Here is a 19,282-nt window from a genome sequence, read left to right on the forward strand (position 1 = left end):
GCGGCTTCGATGGTGGCGGGGCCTTCATTGCTCATGTCAGTTGGCCCGGATGCGTGGGTTGATGACGGCGTAGAGCACGTCGACGATGAGGTTCACCGACATGACGATCAACGCGATCAAAAGCAACCCGCCCTGCACGGTGAAATAGTCGCGCTTGGAAATGGCGTCGATCATCCATTTGCCGATGCCGGGCCAGGAGAAGATGCTCTCGGTCAGGATGGCGCCGGTGAGCAGCGTGCCGACCTGCAGGCCGATGGTGGTGACGACCGGGATCAGCGCGTTGCGGAAGGCGTGCAGGCCGATGACCCTACGCGGCGCCAGGCCCTTGGCGCGCGCGGTGCGGACATAGTCCTCACCCAGCACCTCAAGCATCGCCGAGCGCGTCTGCCTCGCGATGACGGCGAGCGGAATGGTGCCGAGCACGATGGTCGGCAAGATCAGGTGCGACAGCGCCGAACGGAAGGCGCCCTTCTGGCCCGAGATCAGGGAATCGATGGTCATGAAGCCGGTCACCGGCTTGAAGAAGTAGAGGAGGTCGATGCGGCCTGAAACCGGCGTCCAGTGCAGCATGCCGGAGAACACGATGATCAGCAGCAGACCCCACCAGAAGATCGGCATGGAATAGCCGGCCAGCGCCGTGCCCATGGTCAGTTGGTCGAACCAGGAGCCTCGGCGGATGGCAGCGAAAATGCCGGCGGCCACACCCAGGATGACGGCAAAGATCATGGCGAAGATGGCGAGCTCGACCGTTGCCGGAAAGCGGACAAGGAAGTCCTTGAGCACCGGTGTCTTGGTGGAAAACGAGGTGCCGAAATCACCGCCGAGGATGTTCGTCAGATAGGTCAGATATTGTTGCCAGATCGGCAGGTCGAAACCGAACTGGTGCATGAGCGCCGTGTGGCGTTCGGGCGACAGGCCGCGTTCGCCCGCAAGCACCAGCACCGGATCACCGGGCAGGATGCGCACGAAGCCAAAGGCGAGGATGGTTATCCCGATGAAGGTCGGGATGATGAGGGCGAGCTTGCCGAGGATATAACGCAGCATGGCGGGCGAGTGGGGGCGTCACCACATGGTGGCGCCCCCGTTTCGCAACCTTATTCGGCGATATCGACGCCGTCGAAGCGGTGGATACCGAGCGGATCCATCGCAAAGCCGGTGACGGTCTTCTGCATCGGCATGAACACCTTGGAGTGAGCGAGCGTCGCCCAGGGTGCCTGTTCCTTGAAGATGACCTGTGCCTGTTCATAGAGCTTGGTGCGCTCGGCCTGGTCCGAAACGGTCTTGGCCTTGTTGATGAGCGCATCGAAGTCCTTGTTGCACCATTCCGCGCGGTTGTTCGAACCGACGGAAGCGCAGCTCAGGAGCACGCCGAGGAAGTTGTCCGGATCGCCATTGTCGCCGGTCCAGCCGACGATGACGGCGCCGTCGTGATCAACCGCGGAAGCGCGCTTGAGGTATTCACCCCAATCGTAGCTGACGATCTCGACGGTGACGCCGACCTTGGCGAAGTCCGCCTGGATCAATTCGGCGGTGCGGCGCGCGTTCGGCATGTAGGGGCGCGACACCGGCATGGCCCAGACGTTCATCTTGAGGTCCTTGACGCCGGCCTCTTCAAGCAGCTTCTTGGCTGCATCCGGATCGTACGGATCGTCCTTCACTTCCTTGTTGTAGGACCACATGGTCGGCGGGATCGGGTTGACCGCCACCTGGCCGGCACCCTGGAAGACCGCGTCGATGATGGCCTTCTTGTTGATGGCCATGTTGAGCGCCTTGCGCACGCGCACGTCGTCGAACGGCTTCTGCTGGGTGTTGTACATCAGCGCGCCGACATTGAGGCCTTCCTGCTCCTCGACCTTCAGGTTCGCATCGGCCTGCAGGCCGGCGATGTCGGCCGGTGCCGGGTACGACATGATGTTGCATTCGCCGGCCTTGAGCTTCTGCGCGCGCACGGCCGGATCGGTGGTGATGGCGAAGACCAGATCGTCGATCTTCTGCTTGCCGCCCCAATAGTCCGGGTTGGCCTTGTAGCGGATGGCGGCGTCGGTCTGGTAGTCGACGAAGATGAACGGGCCGGTGCCGATCGGCTTCTGGTTGAACAGCTCAGGCGTCTTGTCGGCCTGCAGCTTGTCGGCATATTCCTTGGAGACGACGGACGCAAAATCCATGCCCAGCGTCGGAATGAAGGTGATCGCCGGCTCCTTGAGGGTGAACTTCACCGTCAGGTCATCGACCTTCTCGACCTTGGTGATGTTGTCGCCGAACTGGTCATTGTAATACTGGTAGGCAATGCCCGGAATGTACTGGAACCAGGGACCGTTCTTGTCGACCTGACGTTCGAACGAGAACACCACATCGTCGGCGTTGAAGTCGCGCGTCGGGGTGAAATAGTCGGTGGCGGCGAATTTGACGCCCTTGCGCAGCTTGAAGACATATTCCTTGCCATCGTCGGAGATCGTCCAGCTTTCGGCCAGGCCCGGCGAGGTCGTCGTCTTGCCGTGATCGAATTCGACGAGGCGGTTGAAGACGGTGCGCGAGGACGCGTCGAACGTCTGGCCTGCGGTATACGGCGCCGGATCGAAACCTTCCGGCGAAGCTTCCGCGCAGTAGACCAGAGTTTTCGCATTGGCCATGCCGCCCAGGACGCTTGCAGCCAGCAACGCGGCTGCAAAAGTCAGCTTCTTATTCATTGAGCACTCCCTGATGTTCTTCCAAGCCCCTCTATCAGGCTCGCGAAGCGCGCATATAAGCACCGTTTTTCCGGCTTTGGAACACCCCGTTTGCTTACCCCGCGGGAAGCAGGAAAAAAATCCGCAACTTTGCCAAATTGCAGAAAAAATTAGCCGTTTCTTCCGTTCACGAGATTATTAACAGCCGAATTTTTTTATTGATCGCCAGGCTGACGATATAAATGTTCCCGGCGCTTCCGAGCGGCCGTGGGATGCGTCAGGACACCGCCTGGAGCGCTGGCGGCGGCAAAGACTTTCGACGGCAAATCTTTCGCCGCGTTGCCGCAAGGGCAAGACTTGCACGCTCACCAAGGGAGGCAATACATAGGGTGTAGCGGCCGCAGCGGAGGACGCCCTTGCCAATTCAGGGGCGAGTGCGGCACGGATGAACAAGACTTGTCCAGGGAGGAACGGTTGGCAAAAGCATCAAGGACGACGGCGCCGGTGAAAGCGGGAGCCAAGGCGCCGTCGAAAGCAGCCGGTACTGCCAAGCCGAAAGCACCCGTTGCCAAAGCCGCCAAGCCGAAGGCGGCCGCGGCACCTGTAAGGGCAAGCACAAAGCCGGCGGTGAAAGCCCCGGCCAAGGCTGCGGCCGGGAAGACGGCGCCGGGGCGTAAAGCGGGTGCGGCAAAGCCCGCTGCCAGGCCGGCGTCGAAGGCCGCGGCAGCGGTGAAGGCCCCACCGGCGGCAAAGCCGGCCGACGCCACCGCCAACCGATTGCCGAAAGCGCTGACGGCGTTGGCCGCCGGCTTGCCGGAAAAGCCGTGGCTCAAGAGCTATCCGAAAAACGTGCAGGCGGAGATCGGCGCCCTGCCCTACAGCTCGATCGGCGATTTCCTCGTCGCCGCCTGCAAGCAGTTTTCCGCGCAGCCGGCCTTCACCTGCATGGACAAGTCCATCAGCTACACCGATGTCGAGCGGCTGTCGGCGGCCTTCGGCGCCTACCTGCAATCGAAGGGCCTGCAGAAAGGCGCGCGCGTCGCGCTGATGATGCCCAACGTGCTGCAATATCCGGTGGCGATGATGGCGATCTTGCGAGCGGGTTATGTGGTGGTGAACATCAATCCGCTCTACACGCCGCGCGAGCTCGAACACCAGCTGAAGGATTCCGGGGCGCAAGCCATCGTCATCCTGGAGAACTTCGCCAACACCTTGCAGGCGGTGATCGCCAGGACCGCGGTCAAGCATGTGGTGGTCGCCGCGATGGGCGACATGCTTGGCGGGCTGAAGGGCACAATCGTCAATTTCGTCGTGCGCCGCGTGAAGAAGATGGTGCCGGCATGGTCGCTGCCCGGCCATGTCAAGTTCAATGCCGCCATGAAGGCCGGCGCCGGTATGGGCTTCAGGCCGGCCAAGGTGGCAGCCGACGATGTCGCCTTCCTGCAATATACGGGCGGCACCACGGGCGTCTCGAAGGGCGCCACGCTGCTGCACAGCAACGTGCTCGCCAACGTCGCGCAGAACGCGCAGTGGATGGAGGACGCCTACACGATCAAGCCGAAACCCGCGCATCCCAACTTCATCTGCGCGCTGCCGCTCTATCATATCTTCGCGCTGACGGTGAACGCGCTGATGGGCATGCAGCAGGGCGCCCGCAATGTGCTCATTCCCAATCCGCGCGACATCCCAGGCTTCGTCAAGGAATTGCAGAAATATCCGGTGCACATCTTTCCCGGCCTCAACACGCTGTTCAACGCGCTGCTCAACAATGAGGATTTCCGCAAGCTCGACTTCAAGCCGCTGGTGCTGACGCTGGGCGGCGGCATGGCGGTGCAGAAGGGCGTCGCCGAACGCTGGAAGGCGCTGACCGGATGTTCGGTCACCGAAGGCTACGGCCTCTCGGAAACCTCGCCGGTGGCCACCGCCAACAAGTTCACCGCCGGCGACTTCACCGGCACCATCGGCTTGCCGCTGCCCTCGACGGAGATCGCCATCCGCGACGAAGACGGCAACAATTTGCCGCTCGGCGAGGTCGGCGAAGTCTGCATCCGGGGGCCGCAAGTGATGGCGGGCTACTGGAACCGGCCGGATGAGACCGCCAAGGTGATGACCAAGGACGGCTACTTCAAATCCGGCGACATGGGCTTCATGGACGAGCGCGGCTACACCAAGATCGTCGACCGCAAGAAGGACATGATCCTGGTCTCGGGCTTCAACGTCTATCCCAACGAGCTCGAGGAAGTCGTGGCGATGCATCCGGGTGTGCTCGAAGTGGCGGCGATCGGCGTGCCGGACGAGCATTCAGGCGAGGTGCCGAAACTGTTCGTGGTCAGGAAGGATCCGGCGCTGACCGCCGAGGCACTGACCGCCTTTTGCCGCGAGAACCTGACCGGCTACAAGCGGCCCAGATACATCGAATTCCGCACCGAACTGCCGAAGACGCCGGTCGGCAAGATCCTGCGGCGAGCGCTGCGCGAATGATTGCAGCCGTCGGCGCGGATGCCGTAGATGCACCTTGCCGTCCTGACCCGGCAGAGTTCATCAGGACGAACATGCGCCTCGCCCCGGTGCCGTCGGTGCCTGAGATCCAGCTTTTTACACCGCACCCGGCCAGTGGCCTGAGACGGCTTACCGATACGCACCAAAGCGCTGACGACGATGACGACACGATCGAGGCGGACAACAATGGACCTGAGCCGCAGCCGCCTTACTGGGCTTACGTGTGGGCCGGCGGCGCGGTGCTTGCGCGCCATATACTGGATCATCCGCAAACGGTAGCCGGTCGCCGCGTGCTCGACCTTGGTGCCGGCTCCGGCCTTGTCGGCATCGCCGCAGCCAAGGCCGGTTCGCGCGAAGTGATCGCCGCCGAGATCGACCGTAACGGCGTTGCCGCGATCGGCCTCAATGCCGCGGCCAACGGCGTCGAGATCGCCATTGTCGACAAGGACATTACCACGGGTCCCCCGCCGGCGGTCGAGCTCGTGCTTGCCGGCGACGTGTTCTACGGCCCTGAGGTTGCTCTGCGGGTTATCCCGTTCCTCGACCGCTGCCTGGCGGCCGGCATCGAGGTGCTGGTCGGAGATCCCCGCCGCAACGACCTGCCGCTGTCCCGGCTGCGATTGCTCGCCGAATACAAGGTGCCGGATTTCGGCGACGCGAAGGGGGCTGCGACTAAGCCGAGCGGTGTCTTTTCGTTTGAGGCGGGAGAGCGCTAACGGAGGAAGCAAAGCCCGATCGCTCTCGATGACTGGGTTGGACCCTCTGCGCACGCCCACCTTTCTTATGGCAGGTGTGCTGTGTTCGAACTTGTTCTCCCAATTTCCGGTCAAGGGCGACGATTCGGAGGAGAAATGGCAGGAGACCAAGCACCTTTTGCTAGGAGCGACCAGATTTTTCCGGAGATAGAGTGGGCCGAAGTATCGGCGGCAAGCCTCGGCTGGTCCACCCGGCGCCTCGCCGCTCTTGCCCACGATTTGGCGGACGGTCGCTCAACAGCTCTGATGATCATCGCCGGCGGAAGCGTCGTTTTTCAGTGGGGTGACTTAGCTCAGAAGTCGAGCGTGGCTTCCGTCCGGAAAAGCCTGATCAACGTCCTCTACGGCATCTACATTGCGGAAGGCAGGATAGATCTGAACGCGACGCTCGCAGAACTGCATATCGATGATTTCCAACCGCTCACACAAGTTGAGCAGCAAGCCACAGTCGCGGACCTCCTGGGAGCCCGATCAGGCGTCTATCTGCCCTCGGTCTACAATACGGACCATGGGCGACCAGAACGCGGCAGCCACGCACCCGGCTCGCGCTGGTTCTACAACAACTGGGATTTCAACGTGCTCGGTACGGTTCTGGAGCGTCAAACAGGCCAGACCGTATTCGAGGCGCTTGCCATGCGAGTCGCAGGTCCTCTCGGAATGCAGGACTTCGAACGAGAGGACGGTCACTATCTCGGGGGCCGGGAATCCCTACATCCTGTCTACAAGCTCAGCATGACCGCCCGCGACCTCGCGCGCGTCGGCCTGCTCTACCTTCACGGTGGTCGCTGGGGAGGGCGCCAGCTTGTCCCTGAGAGCTGGGTTCGGGAAAGTACTCGCCCACAGTCGGACATTGGAGGAGGTAGGGGCTACGGCTACCTTTGGTGGACGGCAGCGGCCAATGCGCCCGGCGACAGCATCAGCGTCCATGCGCCGATGTTCTATGCGAGCGGCTTCGGTGGACAGTACATTGTCGTTGTTCCAACGCTTGATCTCGTCATCGTGCACAGATCGGCAAGAGTCGATCACGGCATAAGTCATGCTCGAATGGGAGATATTCTCCGCCTTGTCCTCGCGGCAATGCCAGACCGACACCGGTGACTTGGATCGCCAGTTTCAACGTCGAAAGTCCACCTATTCTCGGCTATTGGGGAAAGCCCGGTTGATTTGATCCCCGACCTTGTCCGTCAGATCGTCTCCTTGACCCGTGCCGAGAGAAAATCCGGCAGGTCGGCGACCGAATCCAAAACCACATCGGCAATGCCGGCCAGCGATTCGCGGGTGCCGGTGCCGGAGAGCACGCCGACCGCCAGCCCGCAGCCGCCGGCACGTGCCATTTCGAGGTCGTGCCGGTTGTCGCCGACCATGGCGATTTCCGCCGGCTTGAGGCCGGTGAGATCGCTAAAGGCCTGGATCGTGTCGGGCGCCGGCTTCGGATTGGCCACCGCGTCGTAGCCATAGGCCGCGTCGAACAATTGAGCGACGCCGAGCGTGACCAGCGTCTTTTCCGCGCCGCTGGTCGAATCGTTGGTGGCGACGCCAAGCCGGTAGGATTTCCTGTGCAGTGCCGTCAGCGTATCGACGATGCCCGGCAGCGCCACGGCCATCGCCGAGCCTTGTACGGAGGTGATCTCGTTGAAGCGGGCAACCGCAAGCATCTGGTCCTCGTTGGACAGGCGTGGGAACCACAATTCGACGACGTCGAGATTGGTGCCGGAGGCAAAGATGGAGTCCGGCTTGAAACGCTTGTTGGCGAAATCGAAGCCGGCAGCGGCCAGCAGCCTGTCGGCTTTCCAGCGATCGCCTTCCGACGCATCCATGGCCATGAAGTCGGCAACGCCGAGCCAGGTGGCGTTGAAGTCGACAAGCGTGCCGTCCTTGTCGAACAATATTCCCTTGATGTCTGCCAAGCTTTTCACTCCGAGCCACGCAAATGCTGGATGAATCCCACAAGGCCAGCGGTCGATGCATCCCGATTGGCGGCACTTTCCTTGCCCTCCACGACAGGCAACAGGCCGGTGGCCAGTTCCTTGCCGAGTTCGACGCCCCATTGGTCGAAGGAGTTGATGTTGAATAGCGTGCCCTCGACGAAGACGCGGTGCTCGTAGAGCGCGATCAGCCGGCCGAAGGTGCGCGGGTCGAGCTTTCTGTAGAGGATGGTGATCGAGGGACGGTTACCCGAGAAGACGCGGTGCGGCGCGATCTTGTCGACCTCGGCCGGCTTCATGCCCTTGGCCAGCATCTGGGCGCGCGCCTCCTCCAGCGTGCGGCCCTTCATCAGCGCTTCCGACTGCGCCAGGCAGTTGGCGAGCAGCAGATCATGCTGGTGCTTGAGATCGGGCTCGTGACCGATGGCCGCGGCAAGGAATTCGACCGGAATGAAATCGGTGCCCTGGTGCAGCAGCTGGAAGAAGGCATGCTGGCCGTTGGTGCCGGGCTCACCCCAGACCAGCGGTCCGGTCGGCGTCGTCACCGCCGTGCCTTCGAGGGTGACGCTCTTGCCGTTCGATTCCATGTCAAGCTGCTGCAAATAGGCCGGCAGCCTGGACAGGCGCTGGTCGTAAGGGATGACGGCGCGCGCCCGGTAACCGCAGATCACGCGATGCCACCAGCCGACCAGTCCCAGCAGCGCCGGCAGGTTCTCCTGCACCGGCGCGGTGCGGAAATGCTCGTCCATCTCATGCGCGCCATCAAGGAAGGCGCGAAAATTCCGCGGGCCGACAGCGATCATCACCGGCAGGCCGATGGCGCCCCAGAGCGAATAGCGGCCACCGACCCAGTCCCAGAAGCCGAAGACGCGATCGGGCGCGATGCCGAACTTGGCCACCAGGTCGAGCGCGGTCGAGACGGCGGCGAAATGCTTGCCGACCGCTTCCTTGCCGAGCGCCTTCTGCACCCAGTCGCGCGCCGTCTGCGCATTGGTCATCGTTTCGACGGTGGTGAAGGTCTTGGAAGCGATGATGAAAAGCGTGGTCTCGGCGGAGAGGCCCTTCAGCGTGTCGTGGATATGGGCGCCGTCTATGTTGGAGACGTAATGCGCGCGCGGCCCGTCATGATAGGGCGCCAGCGCCAGCGTCGCCATGGCCGGGCCGAGATCGGAACCGCCGATGCCGATGTTGACGATGTCGGTGATCTTCTTGCCGGTGGCGCCGGCCGCCTTGCCCGAGCGCACGGCATCGGCAAAGGCGCCCATGGCGTCGAGCACGGCGATGACGTCCGCCTTGACGTCCTGGCCATCGACGGTGACGCCCTTGCCGGTCAGGTTGCGCAGCGCCGTGTGCAGCACGGCACGGTCCTCGGTGACGTTGATCTTCTTGCCGGCGAACATGGCGGCGCGGCGGCCTTCAAGATCGGCGGCCTGGGCGACCTTTTCCAGCAGCTCCATGGTGGTCGCGTCGACCGCGCATTTCGACCAGTCGAGCAGCAGATCGCCGTCGGTGGCGGAGAATTCCACGAACCGCTTGGGATCGGCGGCGAAGGCCTGGCGCATGCTGGCGGGCGCCGCCGCGCGGTGGTCGCGCAAGGCGGCGAGCTGTTTTTGAAAGGACGATTGATCCACTGCCAAACTCCGAGACCTCGAGCCATCATTACGGACCGGATGTTTCCGGCGCGTGTCGTCGCGACAATCTATCGGGCCGAACTCCACCCGGATCAATGCGCAGCGATGACGCACACCCACACGCCGCCATGACGCACCATGTCATCGCCGGGATGAAGCGCCGCGTCACCCCACGATGCCGCAACGCGGCATCAAAAGGACGTGAAGGATCACTGGCATAAATCCCAACGATCAGAAAAATTGATTGGCGCAACCCCTTGTGCCACGGTTACGTTCGGCTGGTCCAGCCAAACGAAAAAGGCTGGCCATCGAGGAAATCTCCCATGCCACAGCGAAACGACACGGCGATATGGTCCGGCCTGTTCCGGATTTCGGCCGAATCCGGCCAAACCCTGCAGGCGCAGATCCGCCAGGCCATCGTAGCCGCCATTCTCGACCGCCAGATCGCCGCTTCGATGCCGCTCCCTTCCTGCCGCATCCTGGCCGAAAAACTCGGCGTGGCGCGCGGAACCGTGGTGCTGGCGTTCCAGCAGCTCGTCGACCAGGGTTTCCTGGTGGCGCGCGAGCGGCGTGGCCATTTCGTCAATCCCGATGTGCTGGCGACACCGGCCAAGCCGCACCAGAAGGCGCCCGACCAGGCCAATGAGATCGACTGGAAGGCACGCCGCAAGATCGCCGCAAGCGACATGCCGCCGCCGGCCAAGCACGAGAACTGGATCAAGTCGTCCTATCCTTTCGTCTACGGGCAGTTCGACCCGGCGCTGTTCCCGACCGCTGAATGGCGCGAGTGCAACCGCATGGCGCTTGCCGTGCTGGAAATCCGCAACTGGGCGTCCGACATGGTCGACCGTGACGATCCGCTGCTGATCGAGCAGATCCAGGCGCGGCTCCTGCCCCGGCGCGGCATCTTCGCCAATCCCGACGAGATCATCGTCACGCTGGGCGCCCAGAACGCGCTCTACATGCTGGCGACGCTGCTGATGTCCAAGGGCTCCAAGGTGGCGATGGAGGACCCCGGTTACCCCGACGCGCGCTCGATCTTCCGCCTTGCGGGCGCAGAGATACAGCCGGTGCCGGTCGACCAGTCCGGCATCGTAACTGCTTCTATTCCCAATGATTCCGGCTTCGTCTTCGTCACGCCCAGCCATCATTGCCCGACCATGGTGCCGTTGTCGGCGGAACGGCGGCAGGATCTTCTGGCGCGCGCCAACCGCTACAACCAGATCATCATCGAGGACGGCTATGACAGCCAGCTTCTCGACGAGGCACCGCAGCAAGCGCTGAAGAGCCTCGATCGTTCCGGCCGCGTGGTCTATGTCGGCTCTATGTCCAAGACGCTGGCTCCCGGCCTGCGGCTCGGCTACATCGTGGCGTCCGCCGGACTGATCGCGGAGCTCCGGGCGCTGCGCCGCTTCATGCTGCGTCATCCGCCGGCCAACAATCAGCGCGCCGTCGCACTGTTCCTGTCGCTCGGCCACCACGAGGCGCTGGTGCGGCGGCTGTCGTCAGCCTTCGACGAGCGGCGCAAGCGGCTGGTCCATGCGATTTCCGCCTTCCTGCCGGAATGGCGTTCGACCGATTCGGCCGGCGGTACGTCGCTGTGGCTCGAAGGGCCGCGCGGCACCGATTCGCGCGGGCTTGCCGAGGCAGCGGCCTCGCGCAGCGTCATCATCGAGCCAGGCGACCGCTTCTTCGATCGCACTGAAAAGCCTTCGCGTTTCATGCGGCTGGGCATCTCGTCGATCGCGCTACAGCACATCGAGCCAGGCATCCGCGAACTGGCCACGGCCGCCGGACGCAGACCCGCGGCCGCCTGATCCATCATCGACCTCTCGTGACCGGAGCCGCTCGCAGCGGCTCCGGTATTTTAGTTCTGGCACATGGAACTGAGCCAGCTGGCCCATAGGATGGGCCAGTGCCGGCGGCATAGTCGGCGTCATCAGGGGAAGAAGCAGGCCGATGGTGGACCAACCGCCACGAGTTCCTGCCGACGAAGTTGGAGTGCTCCATGCCAGTGGCTGTCGAACAGCAGGACACGCCGGCGAACCGTCGTCCACAACGCTCCGGTCTTCGCGAAACAGGACATGCCATGCGATCATCTCCCCTGGTGGAGGATACCAGACCACAGCACAAGGCCATCGAGGGCGGCGGCTACGGGCCGCTTCGCGGGGATGACCGCGAGCGTATCCACGAAGGCGTACTGACGCTTCTGGAGACAGTGGGTTTCGCCAACGCCATTCCTTCCTGCATAAAGGTGCTGACCAAGGTGGGGGCGATCCATGGCGACGATGGCCGGGTCCGCTTTCCGCGCGCGCTCGTGCTCGACACCATCAAGCGGGCGGCACGACATTTCACGCTTCATGGCCAGGACCCCAGGCACGACATGGTGGTCCAGGGCAAGCGCGTGCACTACGGCACGGCAGGCATCGCCGTGCACCTGGTGGATCTGGAGAAGCGTGAGTACCGCGAATCCAAGCTGCAGGATATTTATGATGCCGCCCGCATCGTCGACGGGCTGGACAACATTCATTTCTTCCAGCGGCCGATGGTGGCGCGCGACATCGCCGATCCGCTCGAGATGGATTTCAACACGCTTTATGCCTGTGTGATGGGAACATCGAAGCACGTCGGAACATCCTTCACGGTGCGTGAGAACGTGAAGCCTGCACTTGAAATGCTGTACGCCATCGCCGGAGGCGAGGAGAATTTCCGCGCCCGGCCATTCGTTTCCAACTCCAATTCATTCGTCGTGCCGCCGATGAGGTTCGCCGAGGATGCCTGCGGCGTGCTCGAGGCCTGCGTCGAAGGCGGCATCCCGATCCTGCTGCTGTCGACCGGCCAGTCCGGCACGACGGCACCCGCGGCGATGGCCGGCGCCGTCGTGCAGGCAGTGGCCGAAGTGCTGGCCGGCCTGGTCTATGTCAACGCGCTCAAGCCCGGCCATCCGGCGATCTTCGGCGCATGGCCGTTCATGTCCGACCTGCGCACCGGCGCCATGGCCGGCGGGTCGGCCGAGCAGTCGGTGGCAACGGCGGCCTGTGCCCAGATGGCGCAATTCTACGACCTGCCCGGTGGCTCCGCCGCCGGCATGACGGATTCGAAATTGCCCGACATTCAGTCCGGCTACGAAAAGGGCATCACCAATGTGATGGCCGGCCTCTCCGGCCTCAACCTCGTCTATGAGGCGGCCGGCATGCATGCCTCGCTGCTCGGCTTCTGCCTGGAGAGCCTGGTCATCGACAACGACATGCTCGGTCATTGCCTGGGCTGCGCGCGTGGCATCGACGTGACTGACGAGGCCCTGTCGATCGACAGCATCGCGGAGGTCTGCCTCAAGGGTCCGGGCCACTATCTCGACAACGAACAAACGCTCAAGCTGATGCAGACCGAGCACTTCTATCCTGCCCTCGGCGATCGTTCCTCGCCGAAGGAATGGAACGAAAAAGGCCGGCCTGATATATTGCTGCGTGCGATCACCGAGAAGAAGCGCATTCTTGCCGAACGATTTCCGCGCCATGTGCCAAAACAGGTCGACGACAGATTGCGTGCCCGTTTCGGCAACCTGATCCACCTGCCGCGCACGCATATGGGCGGCTGACCGGAGACAAGTCTCGTGCAGCCATACAGCCATACACGACCAACCATCGGGCAGAACGACAAATGAGTGTGCATCCTATCCAGCAAGCCCCCACCGACGGCGACGCGATCGATCGGCTGGTGGCATCTCATCGGCCAGGCCACGGCCTGGTGCGTGCCTTCTATCATGACCCGGCGATCTTCGAGCGCGACATGGAACGGGTCTTTCGCCGCCACTGGCATTGCCTGGCCCACGCCAGCGTTATCCCGAACCCCGGCGATTTCGAGCTGTTCAAACTGGGCGACGAGGCGGTCATCCTGACACGCGGCATGGATGGCACCGTGCATGCCATGCTCAACGTCTGTCGCCACCGCGGCGCCGAGGTCTGCACTAAGCAGAAGGGCAACGCGAAGATGTTCGTGTGCCCCTACCACGCCTGGGCCTATTCCAATGACGGATCGTTGCGCGCTGCCCGCCTGATGCCGAAGGATTTCGACCGCACGGCGCACGGCCTGAAGAAGCTTCATGCCCGCGTCGCATCCGGTCTGGTCTTCATTTCCTTCGCCGAGACGCCGCTCGATTTCGATCCTATCGAACAGTCGCTGCGAACGAGCTGCGGCCAGTATGGCTGGGGCGACGCCAAGGTTGCGTATCGTCAGTCCTATCCGCTCGACGCCAACTGGAAGCTCGCCGTCGAGAACTATGTCGAATGTTACCATTGCGGGCCGGCGCATCCGGAATATTCGCAGACGCATGCGCTGGAAAAGCCGGCAGAAATGATCGAGCAGCTCAATGCGGCGATGGAGCAACGCACCTGCGCGCTCGGCATCGAGATCGGCAGCGCCAACCGCTGGCAGAACTCGGCGGCCGGTCAGGAAGCAATCCACACCTTCCGCTATGCGCTCTATGACGGCGTTTCGAGCGGCAGCCAGGATGGATCGCCGGTGGCCCCGCTGATGGGACGCTTCTCCGACTATGACGGTGGCGTCACTTCCATCCATCTCGGCGGCACGACCTTCCTCGTATGCTATCCCGATCACGGCATGATCTACCGCTTCATCCCGAAAACGGCTGGCACCTGCGAGATGGAGCTGATCTGGCTGGTGCGCGGCGACGCGGTCGAGGGCCAGGATTACGATCTGGAGAAGCTGACCTGGCTGTGGAAGATCACTACCGAAGAGGACAAGAAGATCATCGAGCACACTGCGCGCGGCGTGCGCTCGCACTATTTCGTGCCCGGACCTATCGCGCCGATGGAATACAACGAACTGCGCTACATCGGCTGGTATCTCGAGGAGATCAGCCGGGCCTGAACGGCTCGGCTGCCTTAGAGCATTCACCGTTTCACGGAAACGGCGATCTGCTCTAACTCTTTGTTTTGACGCAATTCTAGACGGAAAACCGCTCACACTTTTCCTAGAATTGCTCTAGGAGAATCAGGCAGATCTTGCCTTTCGCGTCATTCAGCGCTGAGCCCGTATCGGTCGACGACTTCGGGGTTGATGAGCTTGGCATGCAGCGTCATCAGCACGATCTGCGCGTCGAGGCTGTCACCGGCTTCAAGCGCCGCCTCGATGCGGCGCTCGGCTCCCAGCGTCCGCTCATGGCCATTGGCTTGCTCGAAGGTTTCGGGACCCGCGATGCAATAGCTGCATAATTGTGCCACCGACGCATAGGTGCCCGGTGGCGGCTCGTCGGGCCAGCGATCCTTCATGAGATTGACGAGGGTAAGCTTCACGCCCTCCGGCACAAGGGCTGGATGCAGATCGGCGCCGCGCAATGCATCGTCGAGCTGCCTCAAATCGCCCGAACGGCCGAACACTCCGAGGAAGCCGAGGGAAGATCGCCGTCCGGCCATGATGTTTCCTTCCATTTCCAGCCCACTTAGGTGGTGGGCAAGCGGATTGCAAAGGCGGTGCTGTCTAACCAGCCGCCGCCAGCAAGATCCCTGCAAGGGCGGATAGCGCGAGTGTCGGCAGCATGCCGACTTTCAGCTTCAGGATGGCGACCATGGCGGCCACGGAAAGCAAGGCCGCGCGCCAGTCGATCGACGAAGGCACCGGCACGTTCATGCCAAGGCCCGTCGCGTGCACCTCACGGAAGATGACGTGCAAGGCAAACCATAGGGCCAGATTCATAATTACCCCGACAACGGCGGCGGTGATCGCGCCCAGTGCGGCCGACAGTGCCTTGTTGCCGCGCAAGGCCTCGATGTAGGGCGCACCGAGGAATATCCAGAAGAAGCAAGGCGTGAACGTCACCCACAGAGTGAGCAAAGCCCCCAGCGATCCGGCAACCAACGGGTCCAGCGAGCCGGAATGGCGGAACGCGGCGATGAAGCCGACGAACTGCAGCACCAGGATGAGCGGCCCTGGCGTCGTTTCGGCGAGCCCAAGGCCATCGACCATTTCACCCGGCGCCAGCCAGCCGAAGGACTGGACGGCTGCCTGTGCGACATAAGCGAGGACCGCATAGGCGCCACCGAAGGTGACGACAGCCATGAGACTGAAGAACCGGCCTATCTCGGTCCAGACGCTTGCAGAGCCGGTGAACCACCAGATTAAAAGAACAGGCCCGAGCCAGAGCGGCAGCCAGATCGCGACGGTGCGCGGTGCATGCCATCTGGTCGGTTTGACATGGGCCAGTTCGCCACGTTCGAACATCAGGTCGACCGCTCCCTTGAAGTCGGCAACATCGTCCTTGCCATGGGCCGAGCCGGAAAACAGGCCGGGAGCAATGCGATCCCCCAGCCATCCCGTCAGGCCGGCTAGCAGGACGATGAGCGGAAAGGGCACATTCAACGCATAGATGGCGATGAACGCCGCGACCGCGATCGACACCATGACCCGGTTCTTGAGGGCACGCCGGCTGATCCGGACCACCGCCCCGACGACAATGGCAAGCACAGCCGCCTTGACCCCGAAAAACAGCGCCGCGACAAGCGGCACGTCGCCATAGAGGACGTAGAGGCTGCTCAAGGCGAGCATGACGAGCGCGCCCGGCAAGACGAACAGGATGCCGGCGACAAGGCCGCCGGCCGTCCTGTGCAGCAGCCAACCGATGTAGATGGCGAGTTGCTGGGCTTCCGGGCCAGGCAGCAACATGCAGTAGTTCAGCGCGTGCAGGAAACGCCGCTCACCGATCCAGCGCCGCTCCTCGACCAGTTCCTTGTGCATCAGCGCGATCTGCCCGGCCGGACCGCCAAAGCTGAGCAATCCGATTTTCGCCCAGACCTTCACGGCCTCGGTGAAGGTTGGTGCAGCCGGCACCGGGACGGTTCCCGCCTTATTGTCCGGGACAAGAGCGGTCACGACGGCTTACCCGCAGCCGGCCAGTTGTGCGTTTCTTCGGTGGCGTCGCGACACCAGCGGAAGAACGCGTCGTAGAGCAGCATGCCTGCTTCCAGTTGTTCCAGATCGTCGCGGTACATACGCGACAAACCAAGCGAGGCAGCCAGAAAGCCGGCCGCCTGAGGCACCAGGTCGAGGCTTGCAGTGTCGGCCGCGCGCACGATTGCAGCGAGGCCATCGAGCGCCGCGGATTCCAGCCCGAACTCCTCGATCATCGTGTCGAAGGTGCAGCGCTCGCCGCGATGGCTCCAAAACACATTGTCGATGTCGAACGGCACGGCCTGAAAGCGGTCGGCAACAGCCAACACTTCAGCGGGTTCGACGAACAGGAACACTGCGTCGGGGTCGACGAAACGCCGGATCAGCCACGGGCAAGCGATGCGGTCGACCTTCGGGCGCGATCGCGTCACCCAGACGGTGGCGCCCTTTTCATTGCGTGGCGGCATCTTGGCGGTGCGGGCCAAAAGCCCTCCGGCATCGCGCCAGGCCTCAAACCCGCCTTCGAGAGATTCAGCTGATATCCCCTCATGGCGCAGCCATGCGGTCACGCCTTGCGAGAGCTTTTGCCCCCTCTGGCAAACGACGGCCACCGGCTTGCCGGCGAACGTGGCCGCCCAGCTTGAAACGGTTTTGAAATCGCGACGGCACGACGCCGGCAACAGCCGCGGATCGGCGTCGAAATCTTCATCTATGCGAACATCGACAATGACTGGGGCGCCCGGCAGACCTATGAGCCGGGACAATTGCGGTACGGTGATAGCGGTTGTTGACGGCATGGCGTCCACCTCCTGAAAAGAGAAGCTTGGACGCGAACGTTGGGCTGACGCCTCACGGGGTCGTCGCGATGCACCCCTTGTCATGATGGTGGATTTCTTGGGCGCGCTTGTCAAGGACGGTGGCCGTTCTCGACCTACCCGGCCGCGATGCAACACGCTGACCGGAAAACCGACGGCGGCCTGATTTGATCAAGCCGCCATCCGTCGATCCAGAATCAATGATTGTCCCTGGGGACACCGCTGGTGTGCGCGACATCCTGGTATTTCACCGCCGGCTTCAGCACCATTCCCTCCGAAAACTGCGCGACCATACCGCGCTGGATCTCCTGCCAGGGCGTCTGGTGCTCGGGATAGTGGAAGCCGCCATTGTTCTGCAGTTCGGCGCGGCGCCGGGTGATCTCGTCGTCGGTGACGAGGATGTCGGCCGTGCCCTTGCGCAAGTCGATGCGGACCCGGTCGCCCGTCTTGAGCAGCGCCAGTCCGCCGCCGATCGCCGCTTCCGGCGAGGCGTTGAGGATCGACGGCGAACCCGACGTGCCCGACTGGCGGCCGTCCCCGATGCAGGCGAGCGCGTGGATGCCCTTCTTGATGAGATAGGCCGGCGGCTGCATGTTGACGACCTCGGCACCGCCGGGATAGCCGACCGGGCCGGCGCCGCGCATGAACAGGATGGTGTGTTCGTCGATGCCTTGCGCCGGGTCGTCGATGCGGGCGTGGTAATCCTCCGGCCCGTCGAAAACCATGGCGTTGCCTTCGAAAGCCTCGGGATCCCTAGGATTGGACAGATAGCGCTCGCGAAACTCGGGCGAGATGCCGCTGGTCTTCATGATCGCCGAATCGAACAGATTGCCCCTGAGGTTGATGAAGCCGGCATTGGCCTTCAGCGGCTTGGCGACAGAGCGGATGACGTCGGGGTTTTCGTTGGCGACGCCCTCGCTATTCTCGCCGATCGACTTGCCGTTGACGGTGCGTGCGCCGGGATGCGGCAACAGGTCGCCCTTCATCAGTTCGGCAATGACCGCCGGCACGCCGCCGGCATGATGGTAGTCCTCGCCAAGATATTCGCCCGTCGGCTGCAAATTGACCAGCAGCGGCACATTGAGGCCGACCGTCTGCCAGTCGTCATTGTCGAGCTTGACACCAAGGTGGCGGGCGATGGCATTGAGGTGGATCGGCGCGTTGGTCGAGCCGCCAATGGCCGAATTGACGACGATGGCGTTCTCGAAAGCCTCTCTCGTCATGATGTCGGACGGCTTCAGATCCTCATGCACCATCTCGACGATGCGTTTTCCGGTCTCATAGGAAATCTGGCCACGCTCGCGGTAGGGCGCGGGAATGGCGGCCGAGCCCGGCAACTGCATGCCAAGCGCCTCGGCCAGCGAGTTCATCGTGGTGGCGGTGCCCATGGTGTTGCAATAGCCGGTGGACGGCGCCGACGAGGCGACGATGTCCATGAACTCGTCATAATCGATCTCGCCGGCCGACAGGCGCTGGCGTGATTCCCAGACGATGGTACCGGAGCCGGTGCGCTTGCCCTTGTGCCAGCCATTGAGCATCGGCCCGACCGACAGCGCGATCGCCGGAATGTTGACGGTGGCCGCTGCCATCAGCAGCGCCGGCGTCGTCTTGTCGCAACCGATGGTCAGCACGACGCCATCGAGCGGGTAGCCGTAAAGCACCTCGACCAGGCTGAGATAGGCAAGGTTGCGGTCGAGCGCTGCGGTCGGGCGCTTGCCGGTCTCCTGGATCGGATGGCAGGGGAACTCGAACGGAATACCGCCCATCGAGACGATGCCTTCGCGCACACGCTTGGCCAGTTCGATATGATGACGGTTGCAGGGCGACAGATCCGAGCCGGTCTGGGCGATGCCGATCAGCGGCTTGCCGGACATCAGTTCGGCGCGCGTCAGGCCGTAATTGAGATAGCGCTCGAGATAGAGAGCCGTCATGCCCGGATTGTCGGGATTGTCGAACCACTCCTGCGAGCGAAATTTTTTCTTATGGGTGGGGGCGCCTGCCATCATGGTCTCCGTATTTGTAAGACAAATCGATATGGCAACGCGCGGGAGCAGGCAAGAGGGCGTGCGGTCGCAACCGGACTTT

At 62.9% G+C, this 19,282-nt stretch carries 14 protein-coding genes; 6 read left to right on the plus strand and 8 right to left on the minus strand.

Annotated elements, in window-relative coordinates:
- Window positions 1-36: 36 nt before the first annotated feature.
- Window positions 37-1,044 (minus strand): ABC transporter permease subunit, encoded by a 1,008-nt coding sequence (locus tag AC0NIL_RS00595; RefSeq protein WP_063169936.1) that lies wholly within the window; start codon window positions 1,042-1,044, stop codon window positions 37-39.
- A 50-nt stretch (window positions 1,045-1,094) separates the two neighbouring features.
- Window positions 1,095-2,687, minus strand: a complete 1,593-nt coding sequence (locus AC0NIL_RS00600) for an ABC transporter substrate-binding protein (protein WP_013527993.1) — start codon at window positions 2,685-2,687, stop codon at window positions 1,095-1,097.
- A gap of 453 nt (window positions 2,688-3,140) precedes the next feature.
- Here AC0NIL_RS00600 and AC0NIL_RS00605 point away from each other — a divergent pair, with 453 nt between their 5' ends.
- The 3 genes from AC0NIL_RS00605 (at window position 3,141) to AC0NIL_RS00615 (ending at window position 7,018) form a co-directional block, all read left to right on the plus strand.
- Window positions 3,141-5,147 (plus strand): long-chain fatty acid--CoA ligase, encoded by a 2,007-nt coding sequence (locus tag AC0NIL_RS00605; protein ID WP_063169935.1) that lies wholly within the window; start codon window positions 3,141-3,143, stop codon window positions 5,145-5,147.
- Complete coding sequence (locus AC0NIL_RS00610) at window positions 5,144-5,881, plus strand: class I SAM-dependent methyltransferase (RefSeq protein WP_275954117.1); 738 nt, start codon at window positions 5,144-5,146, stop codon at window positions 5,879-5,881. Before AC0NIL_RS00605 ends, AC0NIL_RS00610 begins: the two co-directional genes overlap by 4 nt.
- Before the next feature lie 135 nt (window positions 5,882-6,016).
- Window positions 6,017-7,018 carry a serine hydrolase domain-containing protein gene (locus AC0NIL_RS00615; protein WP_275954118.1) on the plus strand — a complete coding sequence of 334 codons (1,002 nt, stop codon included), beginning with the start codon at window positions 6,017-6,019 and terminating at the stop codon, window positions 7,016-7,018.
- Between the two features lie 86 nt (window positions 7,019-7,104).
- On the opposite strand, the gene AC0NIL_RS00620 is transcribed toward AC0NIL_RS00615, so the two are convergent.
- Together AC0NIL_RS00620 and pgi are read right to left on the minus strand one after the other, a co-directional pair.
- Complete coding sequence (locus AC0NIL_RS00620; protein WP_013527996.1) at window positions 7,105-7,827, minus strand: HAD family hydrolase; 723 nt, start codon at window positions 7,825-7,827, stop codon at window positions 7,105-7,107.
- Between the two features lie 5 nt (window positions 7,828-7,832).
- Window positions 7,833-9,482, minus strand: a complete 1,650-nt coding sequence (pgi, locus tag AC0NIL_RS00625; protein WP_473573280.1) for a glucose-6-phosphate isomerase — start codon at window positions 9,480-9,482, stop codon at window positions 7,833-7,835.
- Between the two features lie 317 nt (window positions 9,483-9,799).
- Here pgi and pdxR point away from each other — a divergent pair, with 317 nt between their 5' ends.
- From pdxR to AC0NIL_RS00640, 3 genes are all read left to right on the plus strand, one after another.
- A complete protein-coding gene (gene pdxR, locus AC0NIL_RS00630; protein WP_024503382.1) occupies window positions 9,800-11,293 on the plus strand; it encodes a MocR-like pyridoxine biosynthesis transcription factor PdxR in 1,494 nt (497 codons plus the stop codon).
- 191 nt (window positions 11,294-11,484) lie between these two features.
- Complete coding sequence (locus tag AC0NIL_RS00635) at window positions 11,485-13,074, plus strand: trimethylamine methyltransferase family protein (protein WP_024503381.1); 1,590 nt, start codon at window positions 11,485-11,487, stop codon at window positions 13,072-13,074.
- Window positions 13,075-13,136: 62 nt separating this feature from the next.
- Entirely contained in the window at window positions 13,137-14,366 is a 1,230-nt protein-coding gene (locus AC0NIL_RS00640; protein ID WP_063171129.1) for an aromatic ring-hydroxylating oxygenase subunit alpha, read from the plus strand.
- Between the two features lie 146 nt (window positions 14,367-14,512).
- Here the strand turns inward: AC0NIL_RS00640 and AC0NIL_RS00645 are convergent, their stop codons facing one another.
- From AC0NIL_RS00645 to AC0NIL_RS00660, 4 genes are all read right to left on the minus strand, one after another.
- Window positions 14,513-14,911 carry a hypothetical protein gene (locus AC0NIL_RS00645; RefSeq protein ID WP_082826722.1) on the minus strand — a complete coding sequence of 133 codons (399 nt, stop codon included), beginning with the start codon at window positions 14,909-14,911 and terminating at the stop codon, window positions 14,513-14,515.
- Window positions 14,912-14,975: 64 nt separating this feature from the next.
- A complete protein-coding gene (chrA, locus tag AC0NIL_RS00650) occupies window positions 14,976-16,364 on the minus strand; it encodes a chromate efflux transporter (protein ID WP_275954120.1) in 1,389 nt (462 codons plus the stop codon).
- Window positions 16,361-17,179 carry a chromate resistance protein ChrB domain-containing protein gene (locus AC0NIL_RS00655; protein ID WP_275954121.1) on the minus strand — a complete coding sequence of 273 codons (819 nt, stop codon included), beginning with the start codon at window positions 17,177-17,179 and terminating at the stop codon, window positions 16,361-16,363. The genes chrA and AC0NIL_RS00655 overlap by 4 nt, the downstream gene beginning before the upstream one ends.
- Window positions 17,180-17,394: 215 nt before the next feature.
- A complete protein-coding gene (locus tag AC0NIL_RS00660; protein ID WP_013528004.1) occupies window positions 17,395-19,200 on the minus strand; it encodes an IlvD/Edd family dehydratase in 1,806 nt (601 codons plus the stop codon).
- Window positions 19,201-19,282 lie beyond the last annotated feature (82 nt).

Source organism: Mesorhizobium sp. WSM1343 (assembly GCF_055901535.1).

Bases quoted from the DNA above. Each gene is read 5' to 3' on its own strand.
- AC0NIL_RS00610 (WP_275954117.1), top strand. From the start codon at position 5,144: ATGATTGCAGCCGTCGGCGCGGATGCCGTAGATGCACCTTGCCGTCCT.
- AC0NIL_RS00645 (WP_082826722.1), bottom strand. From the start codon at position 14,911: ATGGCCGGACGGCGATCTTCCCTCGGCTTCCTCGGAGTGTTCGGCCGT.
- AC0NIL_RS00615 (WP_275954118.1), top strand. From the start codon at position 6,017: ATGGCAGGAGACCAAGCACCTTTTGCTAGGAGCGACCAGATTTTTCCG.
- AC0NIL_RS00635 (WP_024503381.1), top strand. From the start codon at position 11,485: ATGCCAGTGGCTGTCGAACAGCAGGACACGCCGGCGAACCGTCGTCCA.
- AC0NIL_RS00595 (WP_063169936.1), bottom strand. From the start codon at position 1,044: ATGCTGCGTTATATCCTCGGCAAGCTCGCCCTCATCATCCCGACCTTC.
- AC0NIL_RS00655 (WP_275954121.1), bottom strand. From the start codon at position 17,179: ATGCCGTCAACAACCGCTATCACCGTACCGCAATTGTCCCGGCTCATA.
- pdxR (WP_024503382.1), top strand. From the start codon at position 9,800: ATGCCACAGCGAAACGACACGGCGATATGGTCCGGCCTGTTCCGGATT.
- AC0NIL_RS00600 (WP_013527993.1), bottom strand. From the start codon at position 2,687: ATGAATAAGAAGCTGACTTTTGCAGCCGCGTTGCTGGCTGCAAGCGTC.
- AC0NIL_RS00640 (WP_063171129.1), top strand. From the start codon at position 13,137: ATGAGTGTGCATCCTATCCAGCAAGCCCCCACCGACGGCGACGCGATC.
- AC0NIL_RS00660 (WP_013528004.1), bottom strand. From the start codon at position 19,200: ATGGCAGGCGCCCCCACCCATAAGAAAAAATTTCGCTCGCAGGAGTGG.